This window comes from Hymenobacter sp. (genome assembly GCF_035709525.1).
Taxonomy (GTDB): Bacteria; Bacteroidota; Bacteroidia; order Cytophagales; family Hymenobacteraceae; genus Hymenobacter.
The window spans coordinates 12,483-33,435 of the sequence record NZ_DASTEP010000019.1 but is presented as its reverse complement, the minus strand read 5'-3'; the positions used below and the strand labels follow the sequence as shown (position 1 = coordinate 33,435).

General features: G+C 63.0%; 16 protein-coding genes and 1 tRNA gene. 10 read left to right on the top strand and 7 right to left on the bottom strand.

The genetic code is table 11. From position 1 onward, the window contains the following. Window positions 1–187: 187 nt before the first annotated feature. Window positions 188–260, bottom strand: a tRNA-Gln gene (locus tag VFO93_RS01640). Window positions 261–580: 320 nt separating this feature from the next. Here VFO93_RS01640 and atpD point away from each other — a divergent pair. The 6 genes from atpD to VFO93_RS01610 all read left to right on the top strand — a co-directional run bounded on the left by atpD (window position 581) and on the right by VFO93_RS01610 (window position 7,068). Then, entirely contained in the window at window positions 581–2,083 is a 1,503-nt protein-coding gene (atpD, locus tag VFO93_RS01635) for a F0F1 ATP synthase subunit beta (protein ID WP_325132562.1), read from the top strand. Window positions 2,084–2,168: 85 nt separating this feature from the next. Continuing rightward, window positions 2,169–2,411, top strand: coding sequence for an ATP synthase F1 subunit epsilon (gene atpC / locus VFO93_RS01630; RefSeq protein WP_325132561.1), 243 nt, complete (start codon window positions 2,169–2,171; stop codon window positions 2,409–2,411). A 158-nt stretch (window positions 2,412–2,569) separates the two neighbouring features. Next, window positions 2,570–3,694 (top strand): AI-2E family transporter, encoded by a 1,125-nt coding sequence (locus VFO93_RS01625; protein ID WP_325132560.1) that lies wholly within the window; start codon window positions 2,570–2,572, stop codon window positions 3,692–3,694. A gap of 39 nt (window positions 3,695–3,733) precedes the next feature. Beyond that, window positions 3,734–4,879: an aminotransferase class I/II-fold pyridoxal phosphate-dependent enzyme gene (locus VFO93_RS01620; protein ID WP_325132559.1), complete on the top strand. Its 1,146-nt coding sequence runs from the start codon at window positions 3,734–3,736 to the stop codon at window positions 4,877–4,879. Beyond that, complete coding sequence (locus tag VFO93_RS01615) at window positions 4,880–6,064, top strand: acyltransferase (RefSeq protein WP_325132558.1); 1,185 nt, start codon at window positions 4,880–4,882, stop codon at window positions 6,062–6,064. Window positions 6,065–6,342: 278 nt separating this feature from the next. After that, window positions 6,343–7,068: a membrane-associated protein gene (locus VFO93_RS01610; protein ID WP_325132557.1), complete on the top strand. Its 726-nt coding sequence runs from the start codon at window positions 6,343–6,345 to the stop codon at window positions 7,066–7,068. Here VFO93_RS01610 and VFO93_RS01605 read toward each other — a convergent pair. The 4 genes from VFO93_RS01605 to VFO93_RS01590 form a co-directional block, all read right to left on the bottom strand. Then, window positions 7,043–8,191, bottom strand: a complete 1,149-nt coding sequence (locus VFO93_RS01605) for a DegT/DnrJ/EryC1/StrS family aminotransferase (RefSeq protein ID WP_325132556.1) — start codon at window positions 8,189–8,191, stop codon at window positions 7,043–7,045. The genes VFO93_RS01610 and VFO93_RS01605 overlap by 26 nt on opposite strands. Window positions 8,192–8,308: 117 nt before the next feature. Continuing rightward, window positions 8,309–9,001 carry a NeuD/PglB/VioB family sugar acetyltransferase gene (locus VFO93_RS01600; protein WP_325132555.1) on the bottom strand — a complete coding sequence of 231 codons (693 nt, stop codon included), beginning with the start codon at window positions 8,999–9,001 and terminating at the stop codon, window positions 8,309–8,311. Window positions 9,002–9,055: 54 nt separating this feature from the next. Beyond that, window positions 9,056–10,372: an ammonium transporter gene (locus VFO93_RS01595; protein WP_325132554.1), complete on the bottom strand. Its 1,317-nt coding sequence runs from the start codon at window positions 10,370–10,372 to the stop codon at window positions 9,056–9,058. 335 nt (window positions 10,373–10,707) lie between these two features. After that, entirely contained in the window at window positions 10,708–10,974 is a 267-nt protein-coding gene (locus VFO93_RS01590; protein WP_325132553.1) for a hypothetical protein, read from the bottom strand. 53 nt (window positions 10,975–11,027) lie between these two features. Between VFO93_RS01590 and VFO93_RS01585 the strand changes: the two genes are divergently transcribed. Both VFO93_RS01585 and VFO93_RS01580 read left to right on the top strand, forming a co-directional pair. After that, complete coding sequence (locus VFO93_RS01585; protein ID WP_325132552.1) at window positions 11,028–14,987, top strand: endo-1,4-beta-xylanase; 3,960 nt, start codon at window positions 11,028–11,030, stop codon at window positions 14,985–14,987. 330 nt (window positions 14,988–15,317) lie between these two features. Continuing rightward, on the top strand, window positions 15,318–15,560 hold the full coding sequence (locus VFO93_RS01580; RefSeq protein WP_325132551.1) for a hypothetical protein: 243 nt from the start codon (window positions 15,318–15,320) through the stop codon (window positions 15,558–15,560). An 84-nt stretch (window positions 15,561–15,644) separates the two neighbouring features. Here VFO93_RS01580 and VFO93_RS01575 read toward each other — a convergent pair whose 3' ends face one another. Together VFO93_RS01575 and VFO93_RS01570 are read right to left on the bottom strand one after the other, a co-directional pair. Beyond that, window positions 15,645–15,977, bottom strand: coding sequence for a hypothetical protein (locus VFO93_RS01575; protein WP_325132550.1), 333 nt, complete (start codon window positions 15,975–15,977; stop codon window positions 15,645–15,647). A 129-nt stretch (window positions 15,978–16,106) separates the two neighbouring features. After that, entirely contained in the window at window positions 16,107–17,348 is a 1,242-nt protein-coding gene (locus tag VFO93_RS01570; protein ID WP_325132549.1) for an S-adenosylmethionine:tRNA ribosyltransferase-isomerase, read from the bottom strand. A 114-nt stretch (window positions 17,349–17,462) separates the two neighbouring features. On the opposite strand from VFO93_RS01570, the gene VFO93_RS01565 reads away from it, so the two are divergent. Together VFO93_RS01565 and VFO93_RS01560 are read left to right on the top strand one after the other, a co-directional pair. After that, window positions 17,463–19,487: a peptidylprolyl isomerase gene (locus VFO93_RS01565; RefSeq protein ID WP_325132548.1), complete on the top strand. Its 2,025-nt coding sequence runs from the start codon at window positions 17,463–17,465 to the stop codon at window positions 19,485–19,487. Beyond that, window positions 19,484–20,920 (top strand): hypothetical protein, encoded by a 1,437-nt coding sequence (locus VFO93_RS01560; protein WP_325132547.1) that lies wholly within the window; start codon window positions 19,484–19,486, stop codon window positions 20,918–20,920. Before VFO93_RS01565 ends, VFO93_RS01560 begins: the two co-directional genes overlap by 4 nt. Window positions 20,921–20,953 lie beyond the last annotated feature (33 nt).

The window sequence follows — 20,953 nt, the reverse complement described above, 5'->3', positions numbered from 1 at the left end:
CCCCGTCTGTGTCACCAGCCGGGGCTTTCCTTTTCCAAGGAGCCGAGGCAAGGTGGGATAACCGTGCAAGGCAAAGATAGCCAGCTCAGCTACTAGCGGTTAAAAGTCCAGGTTCAAGCCCTGGTCGGACCAAAAAACAAAAACGCCCCTTCTCAGAATCTGAAAAGGGGCGCTTTGCGAGGGGGAGTTGTCCGACCAGGGCTCGAACCTGGACTTTCTTGAATCAAAATCAAGCGTGTTGCCGGTTACACCATCGGACAATTTCCCGTAGAGCTATCGTAGAGCGATGTGCTGTTCGGGGCTGCAAAGGTAGAAAAAGAAGCTTACAAGGCAAGAGATAGGTGTAAAATTTTTCAAGTTTTTTTGCGGCTCAGGCAGCCGCTAAGTGCTTAGTGGCTGAGTTAGCGGCGGTTGGCAGCGGGCGGCTGGGATAAATATTTTTGGCTCTTGAGGACGAGTAGGGGCGACGTTTGGGGTAATTGGGCCGCGGCGGGCCAAAGAGCGCGCAGCTTGGTAAAGCCCCGTTTTCGGCGTACTTTTGCACCCTCAAAAGCAACTTAACTTAGTAAAACAAAACCAAATGGCGAATTCGGGCAAAATCACCCAGGTTATCGGCCCCGTGGTGGACGTGAGCTTCGCGGGCGAAGCGAGCCTCCCCAACATCTTCGACGCCCTGGAAGTAACCAAAGAAAACGGCCAGGTGGTAATGCTGGAAACCCAGCAGCACCTGGGCGAAGACCGGGTCCGCACCATCGCCATGGACTCGACCGAGGGCCTGACCCGCGGTGCCGAAGTGCGCAACCTCGGCCACGCCATTACCATGCCTACCGGCGACGGCGTGAAAGGCCGCCTCTTCAACGTTATCGGCCAGGCTATTGACGGTATTCCGCAGCCGGTGAGCACGGGCGGCCTGCCCATCCACCGCAACGCTCCGGCGTTTGAGGAACTGGCTACTTCGTCGGAAGTATTCTTCACCGGCATCAAAGTAATTGACCTGCTCGCTCCCTACGTAAAGGGCGGTAAAATTGGTCTGTTCGGTGGCGCTGGCGTAGGCAAAACCGTTCTGATTCAAGAGCTTATCAACAACGTGGCCAAGGCCTACTCGGGTCTGTCGGTATTTGCCGGTGTGGGCGAGCGTACCCGCGAGGGCAACGACTTGCTGCGCGAATTCATCGAAGCTAACATCATCCGCTACGGCGACGCCTTCAAGCACTCGATGGAAGAGGGTGGCTGGGACCTGAGCAAAGTGGACATGGCCGAGATGGAAAAATCGCAGGCTACCCTCGTGTTCGGCCAGATGAACGAGCCCCCCGGAGCCCGCGCCCGCGTGGCATTGTCGGGTCTGACTATCGCCGAGAGCTTCCGCGATGGCGACGGCACCGGTGCTGGCCGCGACATTCTGTTCTTTATCGACAACATCTTCCGCTTCACGCAGGCGGGTTCGGAGGTATCGGCTCTGCTGGGGCGTATGCCGTCGGCCGTAGGCTACCAGCCCACGCTGGCCACCGAAATGGGTGCCATGCAGGAGCGCATCACCTCGACCAAGCGTGGCTCGATTACCTCGGTGCAGGCTGTTTATGTGCCGGCCGATGACTTGACCGACCCGGCCCCGGCCAACACCTTTGCTCACTTGGATGCCACGACGGTACTGAGCCGCAAAATCGCCGAGCTGGGCATCTACCCGGCCGTTGACCCGCTGGACTCGACCTCGCGTATCCTCGACGCCACCATCCTCGGCGACGAGCACTACAACACCGCCCAGCGCGTGAAGGAGATTTTGCAGCGTTACAAAGAGCTGCAAGACATCATCGCCATCCTGGGTATGGACGAGCTGTCGGAAGAAGACAAGCAGACCGTAAACCGCGCCCGCCGCGTGCAGCGCTTCCTGTCGCAGCCCTTCTTCGTGGCCGAGCAGTTCACCGGCCTGCAAGGCGTACTGGTTGATATCAAGGACACTATCAAAGGCTTCAACGAAATCATCGACGGCAAGTACGACCACCTGCCCGAGTCGGCCTTCAACCTGGTGGGCAACATCGAAGATGCCGTAGCCAAGGGTGAGCGCCTGATTGCGGAAGCCAAGTAAGTATAGTGCTTGGTGCCTGGTGCTTAGAGCTTAGGTTTTTCCTAACAACTAAGCACTAGGCACTAAGCGCCAAGCACTAAAAACCATGCATCTAGAAATCATCACCCCCGACCGCAAGGTGTATGACGGCGAAGCCACTTCGGTGCGCTTTCCGGGCACCGACGGCTCGTTTGAAGTGCTCAACAACCACGCCCCGCTCATCGCCGCCCTCAAGGAAGGCGACGTGACGGTGACGGGCGCGGGCGGCGGCACGTTTCACATCAGCGGTGGCATCGTAGAGGTGCTGCGCAACAACGTAGTCGTGCTGGCTGAGTCGGCTTCAGCCTAAGCTTTTCGCCTAATAGATAAAGGAGCGCCCGCTCTGGCTTCGGCCGGAGCGGGCGCTTTTTCGGTTAAAAAAGGGCTTCTATGGCCGCGAAGGCAGCCTTTTGGAGCCGTTTTCGTTCAGCGGGTAATATTCATTTTTACCGGCCTTTGCCGCGCCTCATGTCGCTTCCGCTCGAAACCAATATCTACTCGCCCCGCCAACGCTACCTGCTGCTCATCGTGACGGTGGTGCTGCTGGGGCTGCTCACGTTTTACGGTCTGCTGGGTTACCTCACGGCCTTTTTGGGGGCAGGCATCCTGTATGTGGTGCTGCGCCCGTGGTTTACGGCGCTGGTACACAAGCGCAAATGGAACCGCACGCTCGTGACGGTGCTGCTGCTGGTGTTTGCGCTGGTGGTGCTCATCATTCCGTTTTTTGCCCTCACCTCGCTGCTAATCGACAAGGTGCGGATAGCGGCTCAGAATACCGACCAGATTCTGGCTACCGTGCAGGGCATCGAGCGCAAGCTCGGGATGCAGGTAACCGACCAGGCGCAGGTGCGGCAATTACTGCAACAAGGCGCTACCAAAGTAAGCCAGTGGATACCTACCCTGGCGAGCAGCGTGCTGAATGTCATTGTGATAGTGGGCCTGATGCTCTTCACAATGTATTACCTCTTTATGCAGGAAGAAACGTTTCTGGCTGGTTTGCGCCGCTACCTGCCCTTCCGCGAAAAGACGCTGGAGGAGCTTAGCGACTCGCTGCGCAATAACGTGAATGCCAACGTGCTGGGGCAAGGTGTGGTAGCGCTGGTGCAGAGCCTGCTCACGGGTGCTACGCTGTGGATATTCGGGGTGCCCAGCCCGGCTTTCTGGACGGTAATTGCGTTTTTCATGGCTTTCATTCCGGTGTTGGGTACGCCGCTTGTCTGGGGGCCGGCCGCGCTCTACCAGTTTGCGCAAGGGCATACGGGGCAGGGCCTGGGCATTTTGATTGTGGGCGTGGTCGTGATTATCAACATCGACAACCTGCTACGCATCTGGATGGCTAAGTACATGGGCGACATCCATCCCTGGGTAACGCTGGTGGGCCTCACGTTGGGCGTCGATATTTTCGGCATTGTAGGTTTGGTAATCGGGCCGTTGCTGCTCTCGTATCTCATTGTGCTGATGCAGGTTTTCGCCCGCGAAAACCGCGTGCTGCTGCACCTCATGCCCGATACCGTGACGGGCAAGGCCGAGGAGATAATCGACAAAGCGGTAGAGACGCGCGATGAGGCCGAGGAGGTGCGCCGCACCAAGTAGCGGGCCGGCTAAGGGCGTGGGCGCTACCTTCGTCGCCCTATGGACCTGACCCCGATTCATCCCAAAGTCACCCCGATATACCAGACATCGGTCTTCAAATTTGCCTCGCTGGCCGAGCTGGAAACCTACTACACCGCCCCCGACCACGGCGGCATGTACGGCTACTCGCGCTCCGAACACCCTAATTCCGACGAGTTGGTAGCCGAAGTAGCCCGCCTCGAAGGTGCCGCCGGCGGCGGCGTAGCCACCGGCGCGGGCCTGGCCGGGCTACTGGCTGCCGTGCTGGCCGTGTGCCAGGCCGGCGACCACGTGCTGTGCCCAGCCGAGCTCTATGGTGGCTCGGTGGTGCTGCTGAGCAAGGAGTTAAGCCGCCTCGGCATCGAAACCAGCTACGTGCCGCTGGCCGACCTCTACGACGTGGCCCGCCACCGCAAGCCCACTACCAAGCTGGTGCTGGCTGAGGTGCTCAGTAACCCGCTGCTGGTAGTGCTGGATGGCCCGCGCCTGGCGCAGGCCTGCCGCGAGCAGGGTATTTTACTGCTGATTGACAGCTCGTTTACTTCGCCCATCCTCACGCGGCCGCTCGACTGGGGGGCCGACATGGTGTGGCACTCGGCCACCAAATACCTGGGCGGCCACTCCGACCTTACGGCCGGCGTAGTAGTAGCCCGCGACCCCGAAATCGGGCAGCATCTGCGGCGCATTGCTACCAATTTGGGCCTCATGCTGGCTCCGCTCGATAGCTGGCTGGCCGTGCGCGGCCTCAAAACCCTGCGCCTGCGCATGCGCCAGCATTCCGAAAACGCGCTGGCCGTGGCGCGCTTTCTGGCCAAGCACCCGGCCGTGGCGCAGGTATTCTACCCCGGCCTCGAAACCCACCCCGGTCACGAACTGGCCGAAAATCAGCTGCTTAATGGCTTCTACGGCGGAATGCTGAGTTTGCGGCTGGCCGACGACACCGTGGCGGCGGCCGAGCGGTTTATTCAGCAAAGCCAGCTGTTTCCGCTCGCGCCCTCGCTGGCGGGCGTGGCCTCGTCGTGCTCGTACCCCACGGCTACCTCGCACCGCGGCCTCACCGAGGAGCAGCGGCAGGCGCTAGGCATCACGCCCGGCGTGCTGCGCCTGAGCGTGGGCATTGAGGAGCCCGCCGAGCTGCTGGCCGACCTAGCGCAGGCGCTCGACTAGATGCCAGCTGCAAGTGCGGTGCCTGGCCCCGGCGCGGCCCCTTACTACCCCGCCCTCACGGGCTTGCGGGCGCTGGCCGCCTGGCTGGTGTTCGTGTTTCACTTCAACCCATTTGGGCGGGGTAGTGCGGGCTGGTGGCTGGCCGAGCAGTTTAGCAGTGGCGTGGGGCTGTTTTTCGTGCTCAGCGGCTTCTTGATTACTAGCCGATACCTGGGCCGCTTGCAGCCCACGAGCCACGAGCTGGTGCCGTTTTTTCGCCGCCGGTGGGCGCGTATCTACCCGCTCTATTTTTTGCTGACCGTGCTGACGGTGGTTGTGTACCAGGTTAGCAACCAGTATGATATTGACGGCCGCTATTTGCCGTACTCCAATAAAGGACGGCTGCTGCTGCTGGCCCTGAATAGCTTCCTGGTGCAGGGTTTTTTCAGCGAATACCGCTTCACGGGCCTGATGGTGAGCTGGTCGCTCACGGCGGAGGAAAGTTTTTATGCCCTGGCCCCGTGGCTTTTGCGGGGGCTGCGGCGGCATGGGCCGGCCCGTCTGCTGGCGTATGCGGTAGGCCTGCTGGGGCTAGGCTGTGCGCTGGTGCTGCTGCCGGCGCCCTGGCATCGGTTTGGCTTCTTTAGCTCCTATGCTTTTATGCTGGAAGGCACTTTCCCGGGGCGCTGCATCGAGTTTTTGGGCGGCATGTATCTGGCCTGGTGGCTGGCGGCACGGCCGGCGGGCCGCGCCCGTTGGCCGGTTTGCACCATTCTCGGCCTGGTGTGGTGGCTGGTGGGCATGGCGGCCATGGCAACGGTGCAGGCGAGGGGCGTTTGGGCGCCCGGCTACCAGTTGGATGGCCTGCGGCTGCTGCGGATTTTTCTCAACAACGTAGGCTTGGTGCCGGGCTTTTGCCTGTTGCTCTATGGGCTGGCGCACGAGGCCAGCGTGCTGCGCCGGCTACTGGCCAGCCGCTTGTTTGGCTTGCTGGGCAAGGCCAGCTACGCTTTTTACCTCCTGCACGCCGGCCTGCTTACCGAGTTGCTGCACCGCTACGTCAGTGCCAGCCGGTTGGTGCAGTTTGGGCTGCTCAATCTGGTGGCCGTGCTAGTATACCTTGGTTTTGAAAAGCCCGTAAATCGTTGGCTAGTAAGCGCTAGTAGTTCAAGAAAAAGAGTGCGTGCCACTAGCCAGGCCACTTGAGCTGGCAGTGTACTGCCTGTGAGGCCTGGGTAGCCAGGCTTTCAAACCCCAGGCTGCCAGCAAGCGGGCAGCAGCTGTGAAGCAAGATGGAAAGTCTGATGTTGTCGGATTAATAGCTTGTGCGAAAGTTAGTTGCATAGTACGAATAGGATGAATAAAAGTCTGGTAAGCCATGATTTAGCTCTGCTGGCTCAGCGTAGCGTGGCGTATTTCGCAGAGGGTTAGCCCTCGGTATTCGACGGGCAGCCCAAGGCTCAATCTCTTTATCCTTGGTTCTTATGCTAGTCGTTTCATCGCGTCTGCCGCTCCTGCTCAAGCTTTCCGTCACGGCATTTGTGGCGGTGCTGGTACCAGTGTATTACTACTACTACGGGCCGACCAACTTTCTGTACTTCTGCGATGTAGCCCTATTGCTGTGCGTGGTTAGCGTCTGGACTGAACAGCCGCTATTCGCGTCGATGGCGGCGGTGGGCATTCTGTTGCCGCAGGCGTTGTGGTGCTTCGATTTTGTGGGCGAGCTGGTGGGGGTGCGCTTGGTGGGTTTGACCGCTTATATGTTTGACCCCAACCGCTCGCTGTTTTTGCGCGGGCTCTCATTCTTTCACGGTTGGCTACCGTTTTTGCTGCTGTTTCTGCTGCGGCGCCTGGGCTACGACCGCCGGGCGCTGCTAGCCTGGACGGCCCTGGGCTGGGGTTTGTGCCTGGTGGCCTATTTCTTTTTGCCGCCCGCTGGCACCGTGCTACCCGACCCCAAAATTCCGGTTAACATCAACTACGTCTTCGGCTTCGACGATGCCAAGCCCCAGAGCTGGCTGCCCGCTCCAGTATATCTATTAGGTTGGATGCTGACGCTGTTTGTAGTCTTTTACCTGCCCACGCACTTGCTGCTGCGGCGCTGGTTTGGCCGCCCGGCTACGCTGTCCTCGCCCTCGGTAGGCGAGGCTTATCAAAACGCTCCTGGCTTTGCGATGCCAACCGCTACGCAACTAGGAGTGGTTGACTAACAGCCTCACGCACGGCCTTAGCCACGCGGCGCAGTTCTTCGTCGCCCATCGCCGTGCCGCTGGGCAAACACAGGCCGCGACTAAATAAGTCTTCGCACACCGCGCCGCCGTACATGGGCGCGCTCGCGAAAAGTGGCTGCAAGTGCAGCGGCTTCCACAGCGGCCGGCTTTCTATTTTCTTGGTTTCTAAGTGCTGGCGCAGGCTTTCAGGTGTGGCCGCCGTGGCGGTGGGGTCGAGTAGCACAGTCGTGAGCCAGCGGTTGGCGTGGCTGCCAGCGGGCTCGGTGGCGGGGGCCACGGCGAGGCCGGGCAGGCCCGCGAGGGTTTCGCGGTACCAGTTGAAAATCTCGCGGCGGCGTTTCACCCGGTCTTCGAGTAGCTCCATCTGGCCCCGGCCAATGCCGGCGAGCAGGTTGCTGAGGCGGTAGTTGTAGCCGATTTCAGAATGCTGGTAGTGCGGGGCGGGGTCTTTGGCCTGGGTAGCCAGAAACAGTGCCCGCTTGGCCAATGCCGCATCGGGCGTAAGCAGCGCGCCACCGCCGCTGGTAGTCAGTATCTTATTGCCATTAAACGAAAACACACCCACCTGCCCAAAGCTGCCCAGCGGCTGGCCCCGGTAGCGCGCGCCCAGCGCCTCGGCCGCGTCTTCGAGCACGGCAATGCCGTACTCCTGCGCCACGGCCAGCAGCTCATCGAGCTTGGCGGGCATCCCGTAGAGATGCACCAAAATGAGGGCTTTCGGCTTCTTGCCCAGCCTAATACGGTCAGCGATGGCTTCGCGCAGGCGCGTGGGGCAGATGTTCCAGGTGTCAGCCTCGCTATCGACAAACACTGGCGTGGCCCCGCAGTACACAATTGGGTTGGCGGTAGCCACAAAGGTGAACGACGGGCACAGCACCTCGTCGCCCGGCCCCACGCCCAGCAGCCGCAGCCCCAGGTGGATGGCCGCCGTGCCCGAGGTCAGGGCCACGGCGTGCGCCACGCCCGTGAAGGCGCACAGGTCGGCCTCGAAGCCCGTGAGGTTGGGGCCGGTGGGCGCTACCCAGTTGTCTTCGACCGCTTTGTGTAAATAATTTAATTCGTGGCGGCCCAAATGCGGCGGCGATAGATAGATACGGTCCACTGGTTAATAATCGGTTAGCAGTTATTAGTAGCCAACGCACAAGGCGTGCTAAACAATTGGCTGTAGCTCCAAGGAGCTGATAGAATTATTGCAAAGAGCTGTGTAGAAGTCGGATAATCACTCACTGGTTTTTGCCCTCGCCGGCACGCCTACCGCCGTGACGCCGGCCGGCAGGTCGCGCACCACTACCGCGCCCGCCCCGATGGTAGCGCCCGCGCCCACTTGCACGGCGTGGATAACGGTAGCATTAGTGCCTAAATAAGTGCCCGCGTCGAGTTGCGCGCCGCCTCCAATATTAACGTGCGGCATCAGCGAACAGAAGTCTGCCAGCACCGCATCGTGCCCCACCGTGCAGCCCAGGTTCAATAGCACGAAGCGGCCCAGCGTGATATCACAAGTCAGAATGCAGCCCTGCTGGATGATGCAGCCCTCACCCAGGTTAATACCCTGATAGATAGATAGTCCAACGGCCGGGTGCACCAGCGCCGGAAACGATAGCAGCCCCGCCGTGAGCCGGGCCACCACAGCCGCCCGGCTGCGGCTGCTACCCATGGCTACGGCCACGGCCAGCGGCTCGGCAGTGGCGTTGAGGTCGGCGCTGGTGCCGAGGTAGGGCAGGCCCGCGATGGTAGGCGCGGCGGGCGGCTGGTCGTCGTAAAAGCCACGCACGTCCCAGTTGGCCCCGGCCTCATTTAGCTGGCGCAGCAGCACCAGCACCTCGCGGCCCAGGCCGCCGGCCCCGAAAATAACGATAGGGCGGGTGGGGGCGGGGCTATCGGCGGCGTAGTCGGGAAAGAAAATCTCGGTCATAAAAAAGCAGCGCGCCGAGCCCGGCGCGCTGCTACTAGCTTATTGCGTAAGAACTTACACTACTAGTATCGTTTCGCCGTGCTGGCTGGTGTCGAGTCCATGGGCCTCGTTTTCAGCATTTACCCGGATGGGCACTATCAGGTTCGTAACCTGGTAGAGCAGCCACGAGCCCCCAAAGGTAAACGCGCCCACGAGGAGCAGCGTGAGCAGGTGCATCAGCAGCAGGTGCGGCCCGCCGCCCGTGAAGAGGCCGCCCTTCTGGGCAAAGAGCGCCGTGGCCAGCATCCCCACGATGCCGCCCACGCCGTGGCACGGAAATACGTCGAGCGTATCGTCGAGCGTCGTGCGGTTTTTCACGCTCACGGCCGCGAAGCTCACGCCCGAGGCTAGGATGCCGATGGCCAGCGCCGGCCCGTAGGCCACCAGCCCCGCCGCCGGCGTAATGGCCACCAGCCCCACCACGGCCCCGATGGCCGCGCCCATGGCCGTGGGCCGCTCGCCGCGGGCCGACTCCAGCAGCATCCAGGTGAGCATGGCGGCGGCCGAGGCTAAGTGCGTGTTGAAGAAAGCCTGCACGGCCGTGGTATTGGCCCCGAAGGCCGAGCCGGCGTTGAAGCCAAACCAGCCGAACCACAGCAGCCCGGTGCCCAGAATCACGAAGGGCACATTCACCGGCACGTGGGCGTGGCCGTCGAGGTGCACGCGGCGGCGGCCGATGGCCATCGCGCCCGCCAGCGCCGCAAAGCCCGCCGAAATATGCACCACCGTGCCGCCCGCGAAATCAAGCACGCCCCACTGCGCCAGGAAACCATCGGGGTGCCAGGCCCAGTGCGCCAACGGGCAGTAAATGAGCAGGCTAAAAAGGCAGATGAAAATGAGGTAGCCCCAAAACCGGATGCGCTCGGCAAAGCCCCCGCTGATGAGCGCCGGCGTGATAATGGCAAACTTGAGCTGAAACGCCGCAAACAGCACCAGCGGCATAGTCGGCCCCAGGCGCGGGTGCGGCGCGGTGCCCACGTTGTTAAACATAAAAAACGTGCGCGGGTCGCCAATCACGCCCCCGATGTCGTCGCCAAAGGCTAGCGAGAAACCCACCACGTACCACAGCACCGAAATGATTCCCAGTGCAATAAAGCTTTGCAGCATGGTCGAAATAACGTTGCCCCGGCTCACCATACCGCCGTAGAAAAACGCTAGCCCCGGCGTCATAAACAGTACCAGGCCCGAGGCCGTGAGCATCCAGGCCAGGTCTGCGGGCTGAAAGGTATTAGGGGCGGCCTCGGGGTGGTGCAGGGGCACGAAGGCGGCCAGGCACGCCAGCACCAACAGCAGGAGTAGAGATAAGCGTGCTAATAAAATCTTGCGCGGCATAATTACAGTTTTAGCAAAATGACCTGCACGAAGATAGGGGGTAGCAGCTTTTTTTATGATTAATTACCAGAAATGACCTTTAATGCAAGGGGTATTTTTAGTGAATGGGTACTATTTGCAGTGAGTCGCCATTTCTCGCATAAGATGCGTCGTGCCACCAGGAGCCGTGCGAAACGTTCTACTCAAGGCTCGGTGCAGTAACTACCTGAACTTGCTGAATATGATTATGCCAATAAATAACTGTGTTGGCTGCGTGCAGAGTGCCGTCGGCTTAGGCAGTGCTTCAAAACTTGTAAGTAGGTAATCACTCACCAAGAACAGAATTAGTTAGGCGGCTATTGAAAATAATAGCTTACAAAAACCATATCGGTATCGATTGCGCAATCGATACCGATATGGTTTTCAAGTTTTGGCAGGCGCGATTGGCCTGCGGTGAGTTGCGCGAGCACTGCCTTAACTGATAACGTTGCTTTTGCGGCTGCTTCGGCTACTGGCGTTTCGGCTGTCTTGGCGAACCACGCCAATGCACCGAAATAGAATTTTATCACTATCGGCTGCCGGCGAAGTGCCGAGCGCAGTTTGCAGGTGTGGCTGGCCATCATTACCAGCATTATCACTAGGTTTCGTTTTCTTTTTCCCACCCAATCTCTTACTTATGAGGCATTTTACTCACTTGCTACCTGGGTTGCTACTCGGGCTGAGCGCCCACACCTTGCACGCCCAAACCGTGGCCACTACGGTGCAGGCCGAGGCCGGCACGCTGGGCTCCGACTGGGGCACCGCTACTAGCGCTGGCGTTACCTACATCACCGTCAACCCCTCGGCCACGCTCAACGCGGGGGCTCCCGGCTCGGCGGCGCGGGTGGCTAGCTACTCGGTCACGTTTCCGGCGGCGGGCACCTACGACCTCTACGCCCGCGTGCTGGTCGGCTCGGGGGCTTTCGGCGACGACAGCTTTTTCTACGGCAACGGCTTCGGCAGCCAGCCCAATGCCGTGGATGCCAACTGGATAACGGCCAATGGCCTGGCTGCGGCGGGCTACACGGCCGCTACCGACATCGTGCAGGGCGCGGGCACGGCCGGCACGCTGGTCTGGAAGTGGATAAACCTCTCGAAGCTCGGCCTGGCTGGCAGCGGCAGCGAAACGCCCATCACGTTTGTGGTGCCCGCCGGCGGCCTCACCCAAACCTTCCAGATTGGGGCCCGCGAAGACGGCTTGCAGTTCGATAAACTCGCCTTTGCGCCTACCAATGAGTACTATACGGTAGCCAGCCTCGACAACGGGCAGCCCGGCTCGGTGACGCCGCCGCCCGCGCCCTACGTACCCACCGGGCCGCCGATGGCCACCGGCAAACCGAAGTTTTTGGGGGGCATCTGGAGCCCCGCGCAACTCAACAACTTCACGGCCTACTGGAACCAGGTGGTGCCCAGCAACGTGGGCAAGTGGGGCAGCGTGGAGGTAACGCGCAACGTGTTCAACTGGACCGACCTCGACGCGGCCTGTAAGCTGGCCAAGGACAACGGCTTTCCGTTCCGCTTTCACGTGCTGACGTGGGGCGCGCAGCAGCCCACCTGGATGGACAAGCTCTCGCCGGCCGACCAGCTCATCGAAATCAAGCAGTGGTACGCGGCCGTGGCGCAGCGCTACCCCGGCATCGATATTCTGGAGGTAGTGAACGAGCCCCTGCACCAGCCGCCTGGAACCTCCAGCAACGGCGGCGACTACGTGAACGCGCTGGGCGGCAACGGCGCTACCGGCTACGACTGGGTGCTGACGGCCTTCCGGCTGGCCCGGCAGTATTTCCCCAATACCCGCCTGATGCTGAACGACTACAGCGTGGAAAATTCGCTGACCAGCGCCGGCCGCTACCTGGCCCTCATCAAGCTGCTGCAACGCGAAAACCTGGTTGATGCCATTGGTATTCAGGGGCACTCGTTTTCGACGTATGGTACGGCCAGCGCCACCATCACGAATAGCATCAATACCATCGCTACCTGCGGGTTGCCGCTTTACATTACGGAGCTCGATATTCACGGCGACGGCTCGGGCAACGACGATGCTGCGCAGCTGGCCGAGTACCAGCGCGTGTTTCCACTGTTTTGGGAAAACCCCACTATCAAGGGCGTGTCGCTATTCGGCTACCTGCCGGGCACTTCCGACAACTCCTTTATAGCGTATTCCAACGGGGCCGAGCGGCCCGCCCTCACGTGGCTGAAAGGCTACGTGCGCGGCACCACGCTGCCCTGCAACGTGACGACCAGCGCCCGCCTCACCAGCCCCACGGCGGCCGGCGCTACCAACGGGGCCATCAACCTGATGGCCCAGGGCGGCGGCACGGCGGCCTACACCTACGCCTGGACCGGCCCCAACGGCTTCACGGCCACCACCGAAGACCTCACAGGCCTGGCGCCCGGCACCTACTCGGTGGTAGTGTCGGCCCCGAGCAGTAATTGCAGCACCACCAGCCAAGTTGAGCTGGCTGCCCTGCCGACATTAACGAGCTTCTCGCCCGCCGCCGGGCCGGTGGGCACGAGCATCGTGCTCATGGGCACCGGCCTGGGTGGGGCCACGGCCGTAACACTCAACGGCAGCCCGATTTCGGGCTTCGTAGTGAATTCACCGACCCAGATTACCGTGAACGTGCCCGCGGGCGCTAGCTCGGGGCTGCTGGCCGTGACTACGCCCGGCGGCGTGGCTACGTCGGCCACGGCGTTTGCCGTGTCGCGGCCGCTCACTACCTGGACGGGTGCGGCGAGCAGCGACTGGTTTACGGCGGCCAACTGGTCGGCCGGCGTGCCTACCAGCGAAACCGACGCGCTCATTGGCACGGGCAGTGCTACCTACCCCGCCCTGGCTGGCGGCACGGCCTCGGCCTTTGGGCTTACCATTGCCAGCGGCGCGACGCTGAGCCAGAGCGGCGGCACGCTGAGCCTGGCGGGTAATCTGCTGGCCAACGGCACCCTTGCGCCCACCGGCGGCACGGTGGCTACCACCGGCACCACCGCCCAAATGCTGGGCGGTAGCAGTGCGCTGGCGTTGCAAAACCTGACCATCGGCGCGGCCGGGGCCGGCCTCGGCGCGCCGGCCAGCTGGGTCGGTACGCTGACCTTGACCGGCGACCTGACCACCAACGGCCAGCCCCTGACTTTGCGCTCTAGCGTGAGCGGCGGTGTGGTAACCGACGCGCTGGTAGTGAACAGCGGCGGTGGGGTAGTGGGCACGGCCACCGTGCAGCGCGCCATCGACCCCAGCCTGAACCCCGGCCTGGGCTACCGCCACTTCAGCCCGCCCGTGAACTACACGACCGTGGCCGACCTAGCCACTACGGCCACGGGCGGCAGCTTCGTGCCCGTGCTCAACCCGGCTTACAACAGCGCGGCCGTGCCGGCCAACGTGACGCCGTTTCCCACGGTGTTCAAGTACGACAACAATCTGCTGGGGCAGGCCAATAACCTGAGCGGCTTCGACAAAGGCTGGGTGTCGCCTACCAGCCCTACCGACCTGCTGATGGCGGGCAACGGCTTCATTGCCAATATTGCAGCCAGCGAGGTAGTCGATTTTCAGGGTACGCTCAATACTGGTGATTTCGTGGTGTCCATCCTCAGCAGCCGGCCCACCTACGCCGATGGCGGCTGGCGGCTGCTCGGCAACCCGTACCCCTCGCCGCTGAATCTGAACCAGCTTTCCTTCGAGATGTACAACCTCGAAAACGCCATGTACACCTACAGCAGCACCGGCCCCTACGTGGGCCAATACCGCAGCTACGTCAACCGCATCGGCAACCCGACCGTGGCAATGGGGCAGGCATTTTTTGTGCGCATAGCAGCCAGCCGGGCCAACGGGGCCATTACGTTCCGCAACAGCCAGCGCCTCACCGCGCCCAGCACCGCCACCTTGCAGCGCCCCACCGCCGATACTCGGCCGCTGGTGCAGCTGACTTTGCAGGGCACCGGCAGCTCGCTGCTCGACGAAACCACCGTGTACTTCGAGCAGGGCGCTACCGCTGATTTTGATAGCGCCTATGATGCCGAAAAGCTCACCAACCCCACCGGCCTCAACCTGGCTTCGGTAGCGGCCGGCACCAGCCAGGCTATCAACGGCCTGCCGCCGCTGAGCGGCCCCACTACCGTACCCCTGGCGGTGAGCGTGCCCACAGCGGGCCCCTACGTGCTGCAAGCCGCCGCTCTGGCCAACCTGAACGCCACAGCGGTGTACCTCCTTGATGCCGCTACTGGCCAGCAGGTTAATCTCAAACAGCAAAGCGCCTACTCGTTCGTGGCTGGCAGCGCGGGCGCGCAGGCCGGGCGCTTCTCCCTGAGCTTTGGGCCGCCGGCGCTGGCCACGCAGGCCAGCTTCACGGCCGCCGGCGTCAGCGTATTCCCCAACCCCGCCCACGGCCAGCTAACGGTGCTGGTGCCCGGCGTGAGCGGGGCCGCCCAGGCCTGGCTGGCGCTCTGCAACGTGCTGGGCCAAACCGTGCGCGAAACCACGCTAGCCCTGCCCGCCGCCGGTGAGCAAGCCGGCTTCGACGTGGCCGGGCTGCCCGCGGGCGTGTATGTGCTGCGCGTGCAGGCCGGCGGCACTACCGTTGCCAAGCAGGTAGTTGTCAAGTAGATATTTTAGATTAGCATGTGGCAAGTGTAGAGACGCATACTTGCGTCTCGCGTCGGACGGGCTAAATGACGTGAGACGCAAGTATGCGTCTCTACACTTGCCTACAAGCTGCCAGCGGCGACCAGGGTAGCTTTTTTGAGCTACACCCACGCCACGCCTACTGCCCCTGGTCAATACGCACAAGGCCAACCGTTTGGGTAAATAAGTCCCTGTGTAGCCTGGCGCTAGTTTTTTTTTGCGAATAAAAGCTAACTCTAGGCTCAAAAAGCCGGTTAAAATGCCAGGCAGCGGCCTGCTACTCACTCCTTTCCCGTTGCCCTCGTGTTTGTTATGACGCATAAATCCAAGTGGCTGCTATTGGCCCCGGCGGGGCTGATGGCCATCGGAGCCGGGGCCTGCCTCGTGAGTTGGGCCGGCTCCCTAAAGGCCCACGGCGCGCCCGCCAAAGAGTGGGTGCCGGCCGGCACCGCCGCGCTGGTCGTGCTCAACGCGGGCGTCAGCATCTTCGGCCACGGCGTAGCCGAAAGCGTACTCTATCAGCTCAAAGAAAAAGACCAGGCCGAGCCAGCGTAAGCAACGGCTTGGGTTAAACGCAAAAAATCCCCGGCGGCTGGCCGGGGATTTTTTTATGTGCTAAGAGCGAAAAGCCAGGGTAAGCTATTCCGATTTAGCTTCCATTTTCTCGGTAGCTTTCACGGTCTTCTTGCCGGCTTTCTGGGTGCCACGCTTTACAGCGCGCTTGGTTTTGTTGTATCCTTTTTTGATGCCGTTGCCAGCCTTTTCGGCTACGTTGCCAGCGGCATCAGCCGTGTTTTCGAGGGCTTTGCCGGTGTTGGTTTTGCCGGTTTTGGTGACGGTTTTCATGTCGCCTTTTTCGGTCACGATTTTTTTCGTGCCGTTGTCGCGCACCTTCACCGTGGTTTCGGGGGTTTGGGCAAACGAAGCAGTGGTAAAGGCGCAGGCGGCGAGCAGCAGAATTGCGTTTTTCATGATGTAGAGGGGGAGAGTAATTGTTTCCCTGGCCTTCTACGCGGCCCCGAAAGTAGGGTTGTGAGCGCGCAGCGGCCCGGCGCGACCAATCTTTCAAAGCCCGTGCCAAAATCGACTAACCTGCACGGTTCATTCGGGTAATAACAAAGAGCTATCGCCGTAGCTCAGAAACCGATAGCCGTGCTCAAGGGCGTGCTCATACACCGTGCGCCAGCCCGGCCCCAGCAGCGCCGACACTAGCAGCAATAGCGTGCTTTCGGGCTGGTGAAAATTGGTAATCAGCCCCTGCACCAGCCGAAAGCGGTAGCCCGGCGCGATGAGTAGCCGCGTGCTGGCCTCCAGCGCATCGGTGCCGGTGGCGTCGAGGTGCGCCAGCAGCGCCTCCACCGCCGCCTTGGGGCTGATGTCGGGCGCGTTTTCCTCATACGGCTGCCACTGCGCCACCTGCAACGTTTCCTGCCCCGGCTCTCGCACCAGGCTGGCCCCCAGCCAGTAGAGGCTTTCGAGCGTGCGCAGGCTAGTAGTGCCCACCGCAATAACGGGCCGCGGCCGGTGCGCGAGCAGCTGCCGCAGCAAGCCGGCCTGCACGATGATGGGCTCGGCGTGCATGGGGTGGCCGTCCATCGTGTCGGCCTTCACCGGCTGGAAGGTGCCCGCGCCCACGTGCAGGGTCACGCGACCGGTGGCGATGCCGCGCTGCGCCAGTTCCTGTAATAACTCGGGGGTGAAGTGCAGGCCGGCGGTGGGGGCAGCCACGGCGCCCTCGTGGGCGGCGTACACGGTTTGGTAGCGCACGGCGTCGAGGGCGGTGTCGGGGCGGTGCAGGTAGGGCGGCAAAGGCAGGTGGCCGGCCGCCCGCAGCACCTCGGCAAACGGCAGCGAGGCGGGCTGCCACCGGAAATTTATCAGGTTGTCGCCGCCTTCTTCCACGGCCTGCCGCTCGGCCCAGAGCGTGGCGGGCTTCCCGGCGAAGGAAAAATCGAGTTGCACGGGGCCGTCTTTCCAGCGGCGGCCGTTGCCCACGAGGCAGCGCCAGGTAGCGGCTTCGGTTTGCTGCAAGGCCAGCTCCAGGGCGCGGTGCGGGGCCACCGGCTCGAGGCAAAATAGCTCGACTACGCCGCCCGTGGGGCGCTTGGCCAGCAGGCGGGCGCGCACCACCTGCGTGTCGTTGAAGATGAGCAGCGCATCGGGCGGCAGCTCGGCGGGCAGGTCGCGGAAGGTCTTATCGGTGATGACGCCGGCCCGGCTCACGAGCAGGCGGCTGGCGGCTCGGTCGGGCAGGGGCTCGGGGGCAATGCGCTCGGCGGGCAGGTCGTAGCGAAAATCCTGGATGCGGAGTTGGTGCGGGTCGGGCGCGGTGGGGGAGGCCATAGGATAAATAGAAGTAAAAACTGCTGCAAAGGTCGGGTGCGGGCCGATGCTTTGGCGGGCCGGGCGGCGGTAGTCGGGCGATTAAAGCCGAACTTGCAACTCCATTCCTTGCCTATGACGCGCTTCTTTCGCCTGCTACTGGGGCTGCTGCCGCTGGCCGCGCTGGCCCAGGCCCCGCCCGCGCACCCCTACGCCGATGCCGTGCGCCGCCGCATCGCTACCGCCCAGGACGAGCGCCGCACCGCCGCGCTGCTGCCCTACCTCACCGATAAAAACTCCGCCTACCGCGCCGCTGCCGCCGAGGCCCTGGCCTCAGTACAAGACCGCGCCGCCGTGCCCGCGCTGCTGCCGCTGCTGCACGATGCCGCCCCCGCCGTGCGCCGCGCCGCCGCCTACGCCCTGGGCCAAGCCGGCGATAGCACGGCCGTGCCCGCCCTCAGCCAGCGCCTCGCGCAGCCCGAGGCCAACGCGCTGGCCCGCCGCACGGCCTATGAGGCGCTGAGCCGTTGCGTCACCCGGCATTCGGTAGCCCAGCTGTGGCAGCCGAAAATAGCCGGGGCCGACAGCGCCACCGCGCCCGGCCGCGCCTGGGGCTTGTACCGAGCCGCGTTGCGCGGGCTGGCCCCGGCCGAGGCCGTAAGCCAGGCTACCAAGCTGCTGGGCCAGCCTAAGCAGGTGTTAGCCGCCCGGCAGGGCGCATCGGCGGCGCTCACGCGGATGCGCGGGCAGGACTCGACGCTGGCGCGGGTGGCGCTGCCGGTGCTGCTGAAAGCGCTGGGTAGCGACCCGGATTATTTCGTGCGGGCCAACTGCGCCACGGCGCTGGGGCGCGTGGCGCGGCCGGTGGCAGCAAGTACATTAGTGAGTGCTACTATTGATGCTGATTTTCGGGTGCGGATAGCTGCGCTACGGGTGCTGCCTTGCAATAAGCCAAGTGAGTGTCGGGGAAGCTTTGGAACGGCGTCCGTAGTGCAAGGCGCACTAAACAAGCCCCTCCCGCAAGAATCGTTCACGGCGGCTGAGTGGCTACTAAGAATGCCCATCGATACTATAGAAATAAATAAAAAGGTAGCACAAATAGTAAAGACTGCCCAGGGCATTTCTCATTGGCGCTCACGCGCGGCTATTCTACAGCTAGCGTTGCGCCACGCGCCCGCCGCCCAGCGCCCGGCCGTGGCCGACACCATTCGCCGCCGCTACCAGCGCACGGGTAACCAATACGAAAAAGCCGCCCTGCTCACCGCCCTCGGCGAAGACCCGGCGCAGTTTGATTTTCTGGCCCAAGAAGCAACCCTGACCACCGGCCCGTCCGTGGTGCCCGGCACCGCGCTGGCGGCGTTGGTATCTATGCGGGGGAGCAAGAATTTTCCCGCCGCCCGCGCGGCCGACTTTGCGGCCGCGCTGCGGCGGGCGCTGGCGGGCGGTGATGTGGCCCAGCTCAGCACCGCCGCCGAAGCCTACGCCGACCCCAAGCTGGTGCCCGCGCCCCAGCCCGCCGACCTAGGCGCCTTGCGCCAGGCCCGCGACAAGCTGAAACTACCCAGCGAGATAGAGCCCTGGATTGCGCTGCAACAAACGCTGGATAAGCTCGAAAAAGCTCCGACGCCCACGCCCGTGCCGCGCGGCACGGCCAGCCAGCACCCCATCGACTGGGCTGTGGTGCAAAGCGTGCCGGTGGGCCAGCGCGTGCGCTTCACTACCACGCAGGGCGTTATTGAACTGGAACTTAAGGTGGCCGAGTCGCCCGGCGCGGTGGCCAGCTTCGTGAGCTTGGTGCGGCAGCATTTCTACGACGGGCTGTATTTCCACCGGGTGGTGCCCAATTTTGTGGCCCAGGGCGGCGACCCGCGCGGCGATGGCTCGGGCAGCACGCCCTACACGTTGCGCTCGGAGCTGGGGCCGCTGGTCTACGGGGCCGGCGCGGTGGGTTTGGCCTCGGCCGGTAAGGATACCGAGAGCTGCCAGTTTTTCTTCACGCACCAGCCCACGCCGCACCTCGACGGCCGCTACCCGATTTTTGCGCAGGTAGTAAGTGGCCTCGACGTGGTGCAGCGCCTCGATATTGGCGACCGCATCACGGCCGCTACGCTACTTGCTGCCCGCCCAACGCCGCCCGCGCGGGCCCCGAAAAAGAAATGAAGAAACCCTGGCTACTCGCCTGCCTCGTGCTGGCCGTCCTCGCCGACCTGGCCTTCACGTATGCCCAAAACCTGCGCCTGACCATCGACGGGGATTTGGCGGCTATCGTGGTGCCGCGCGCCGACTATGCGGCCGTGCTCCACGACCCCCTGGGGCTGGGCGTGCTGCTGGGCGATGGCTGGTACGCGGCCCCCAATCGGTTTTTTTCGCACCTCCTCATGCGCGAGTACTGCCTGCGCGTGCCGCTGGCGCTGCAAGCCGTGGCCAGCCCCATCGCGAGCGTGTACGCCGCCATGGCCCTGCTCAACGTGCTGGTGCAGGCGCTGTTGCTCTACGTGCTAGGCTGGTACGCCAGCGGCACGCGCCGCCTGAGCAGCCTGCGCCTATGGCTGGCCATGGCCCTGATGGTGCCCTTTTTCCAAACCACGGGCTACACTGGCCAGATGGCTATTGTAGATAACTCGTTTACCTACAATTTCTTCTACGCCATTCCATTGCTGCTGCTGCTGCTGCTGCTGTGGCCGCTGCACCGGGCGGCCTGGCGCGGGCAGCCGCTGCGGCTGCCCTGGTACCAGCTGCTGCCCATGCTGCTGCTGAGTGTGGTGCTGGCTTTGAGCGGGCCCATCATCGGGGGGGCGGTGCTGGTGCTGCTGGTCGGCCTGGGGCTGCGGCTGGCTGGCCAGCGCTGGCAGCGGCCGGCCGCCGAGCGGCTGCGCGGCTTGCCCTGGCCCGCGCTGGCGGTGTGCGGCTGGCTGGGCGCGTGGTGCGTGTATTCGCTGTATATCGGCCGGCACAATACGGAGAACCTGGCCGTAATAATGCCCGTGCTGCGGCGCTACCAGCTGGTGCCCTACGGCATCTACGACGAGCTGACGATGAAGCTGGGCTTGCCGCTGCTGGTACTGGCCTGCCTGCTCAATGCCTGGGTGCTGCGCCGGGCGGTGCCCGCCACGCCCGAGGCCGCCGCCATCGGGCGGGTGCTGCGCTGGGTGGGCTGGTTTGCGCTGGTATACGTGGCGCTGCTGCCGCTGGGCGGCTACCGGCCCTACCGGCCGCTCATTCTGCGGCACGATTCGATAATGCCCGTCACGATTGCGCTGGTCGGGTTTTATGCCTTGTCGGCCAGCTACCTGCTGCGCCAGCTGCGGGGGCGGGCGCGGCGCTGGTTTGGGCTGGGCGTGGCAGTGGTGGCGTTCGTGTTTATGTACGCCGACCGCCGCCTCTACCCGCACCACGACAATGCCGGCGAGCGCCGGGCCCTGGCCGCCCTGGCCAAGGCAGGCGCGCAGCCCGTAGTGCGCCTGCCCGAAGACTGCACCGTACTGTCGTGGGAAACCATTACCAACCCCAGCGAGTCGGTTACCAATGCGGAGCTGCTGCATTACTGGGGCATCACGCCGGGGCAAAAGCTGTATTACTACCCGGCCCAGTAGCCTGGCCGGGCCTGCGCGGCTGGGTATTGCACA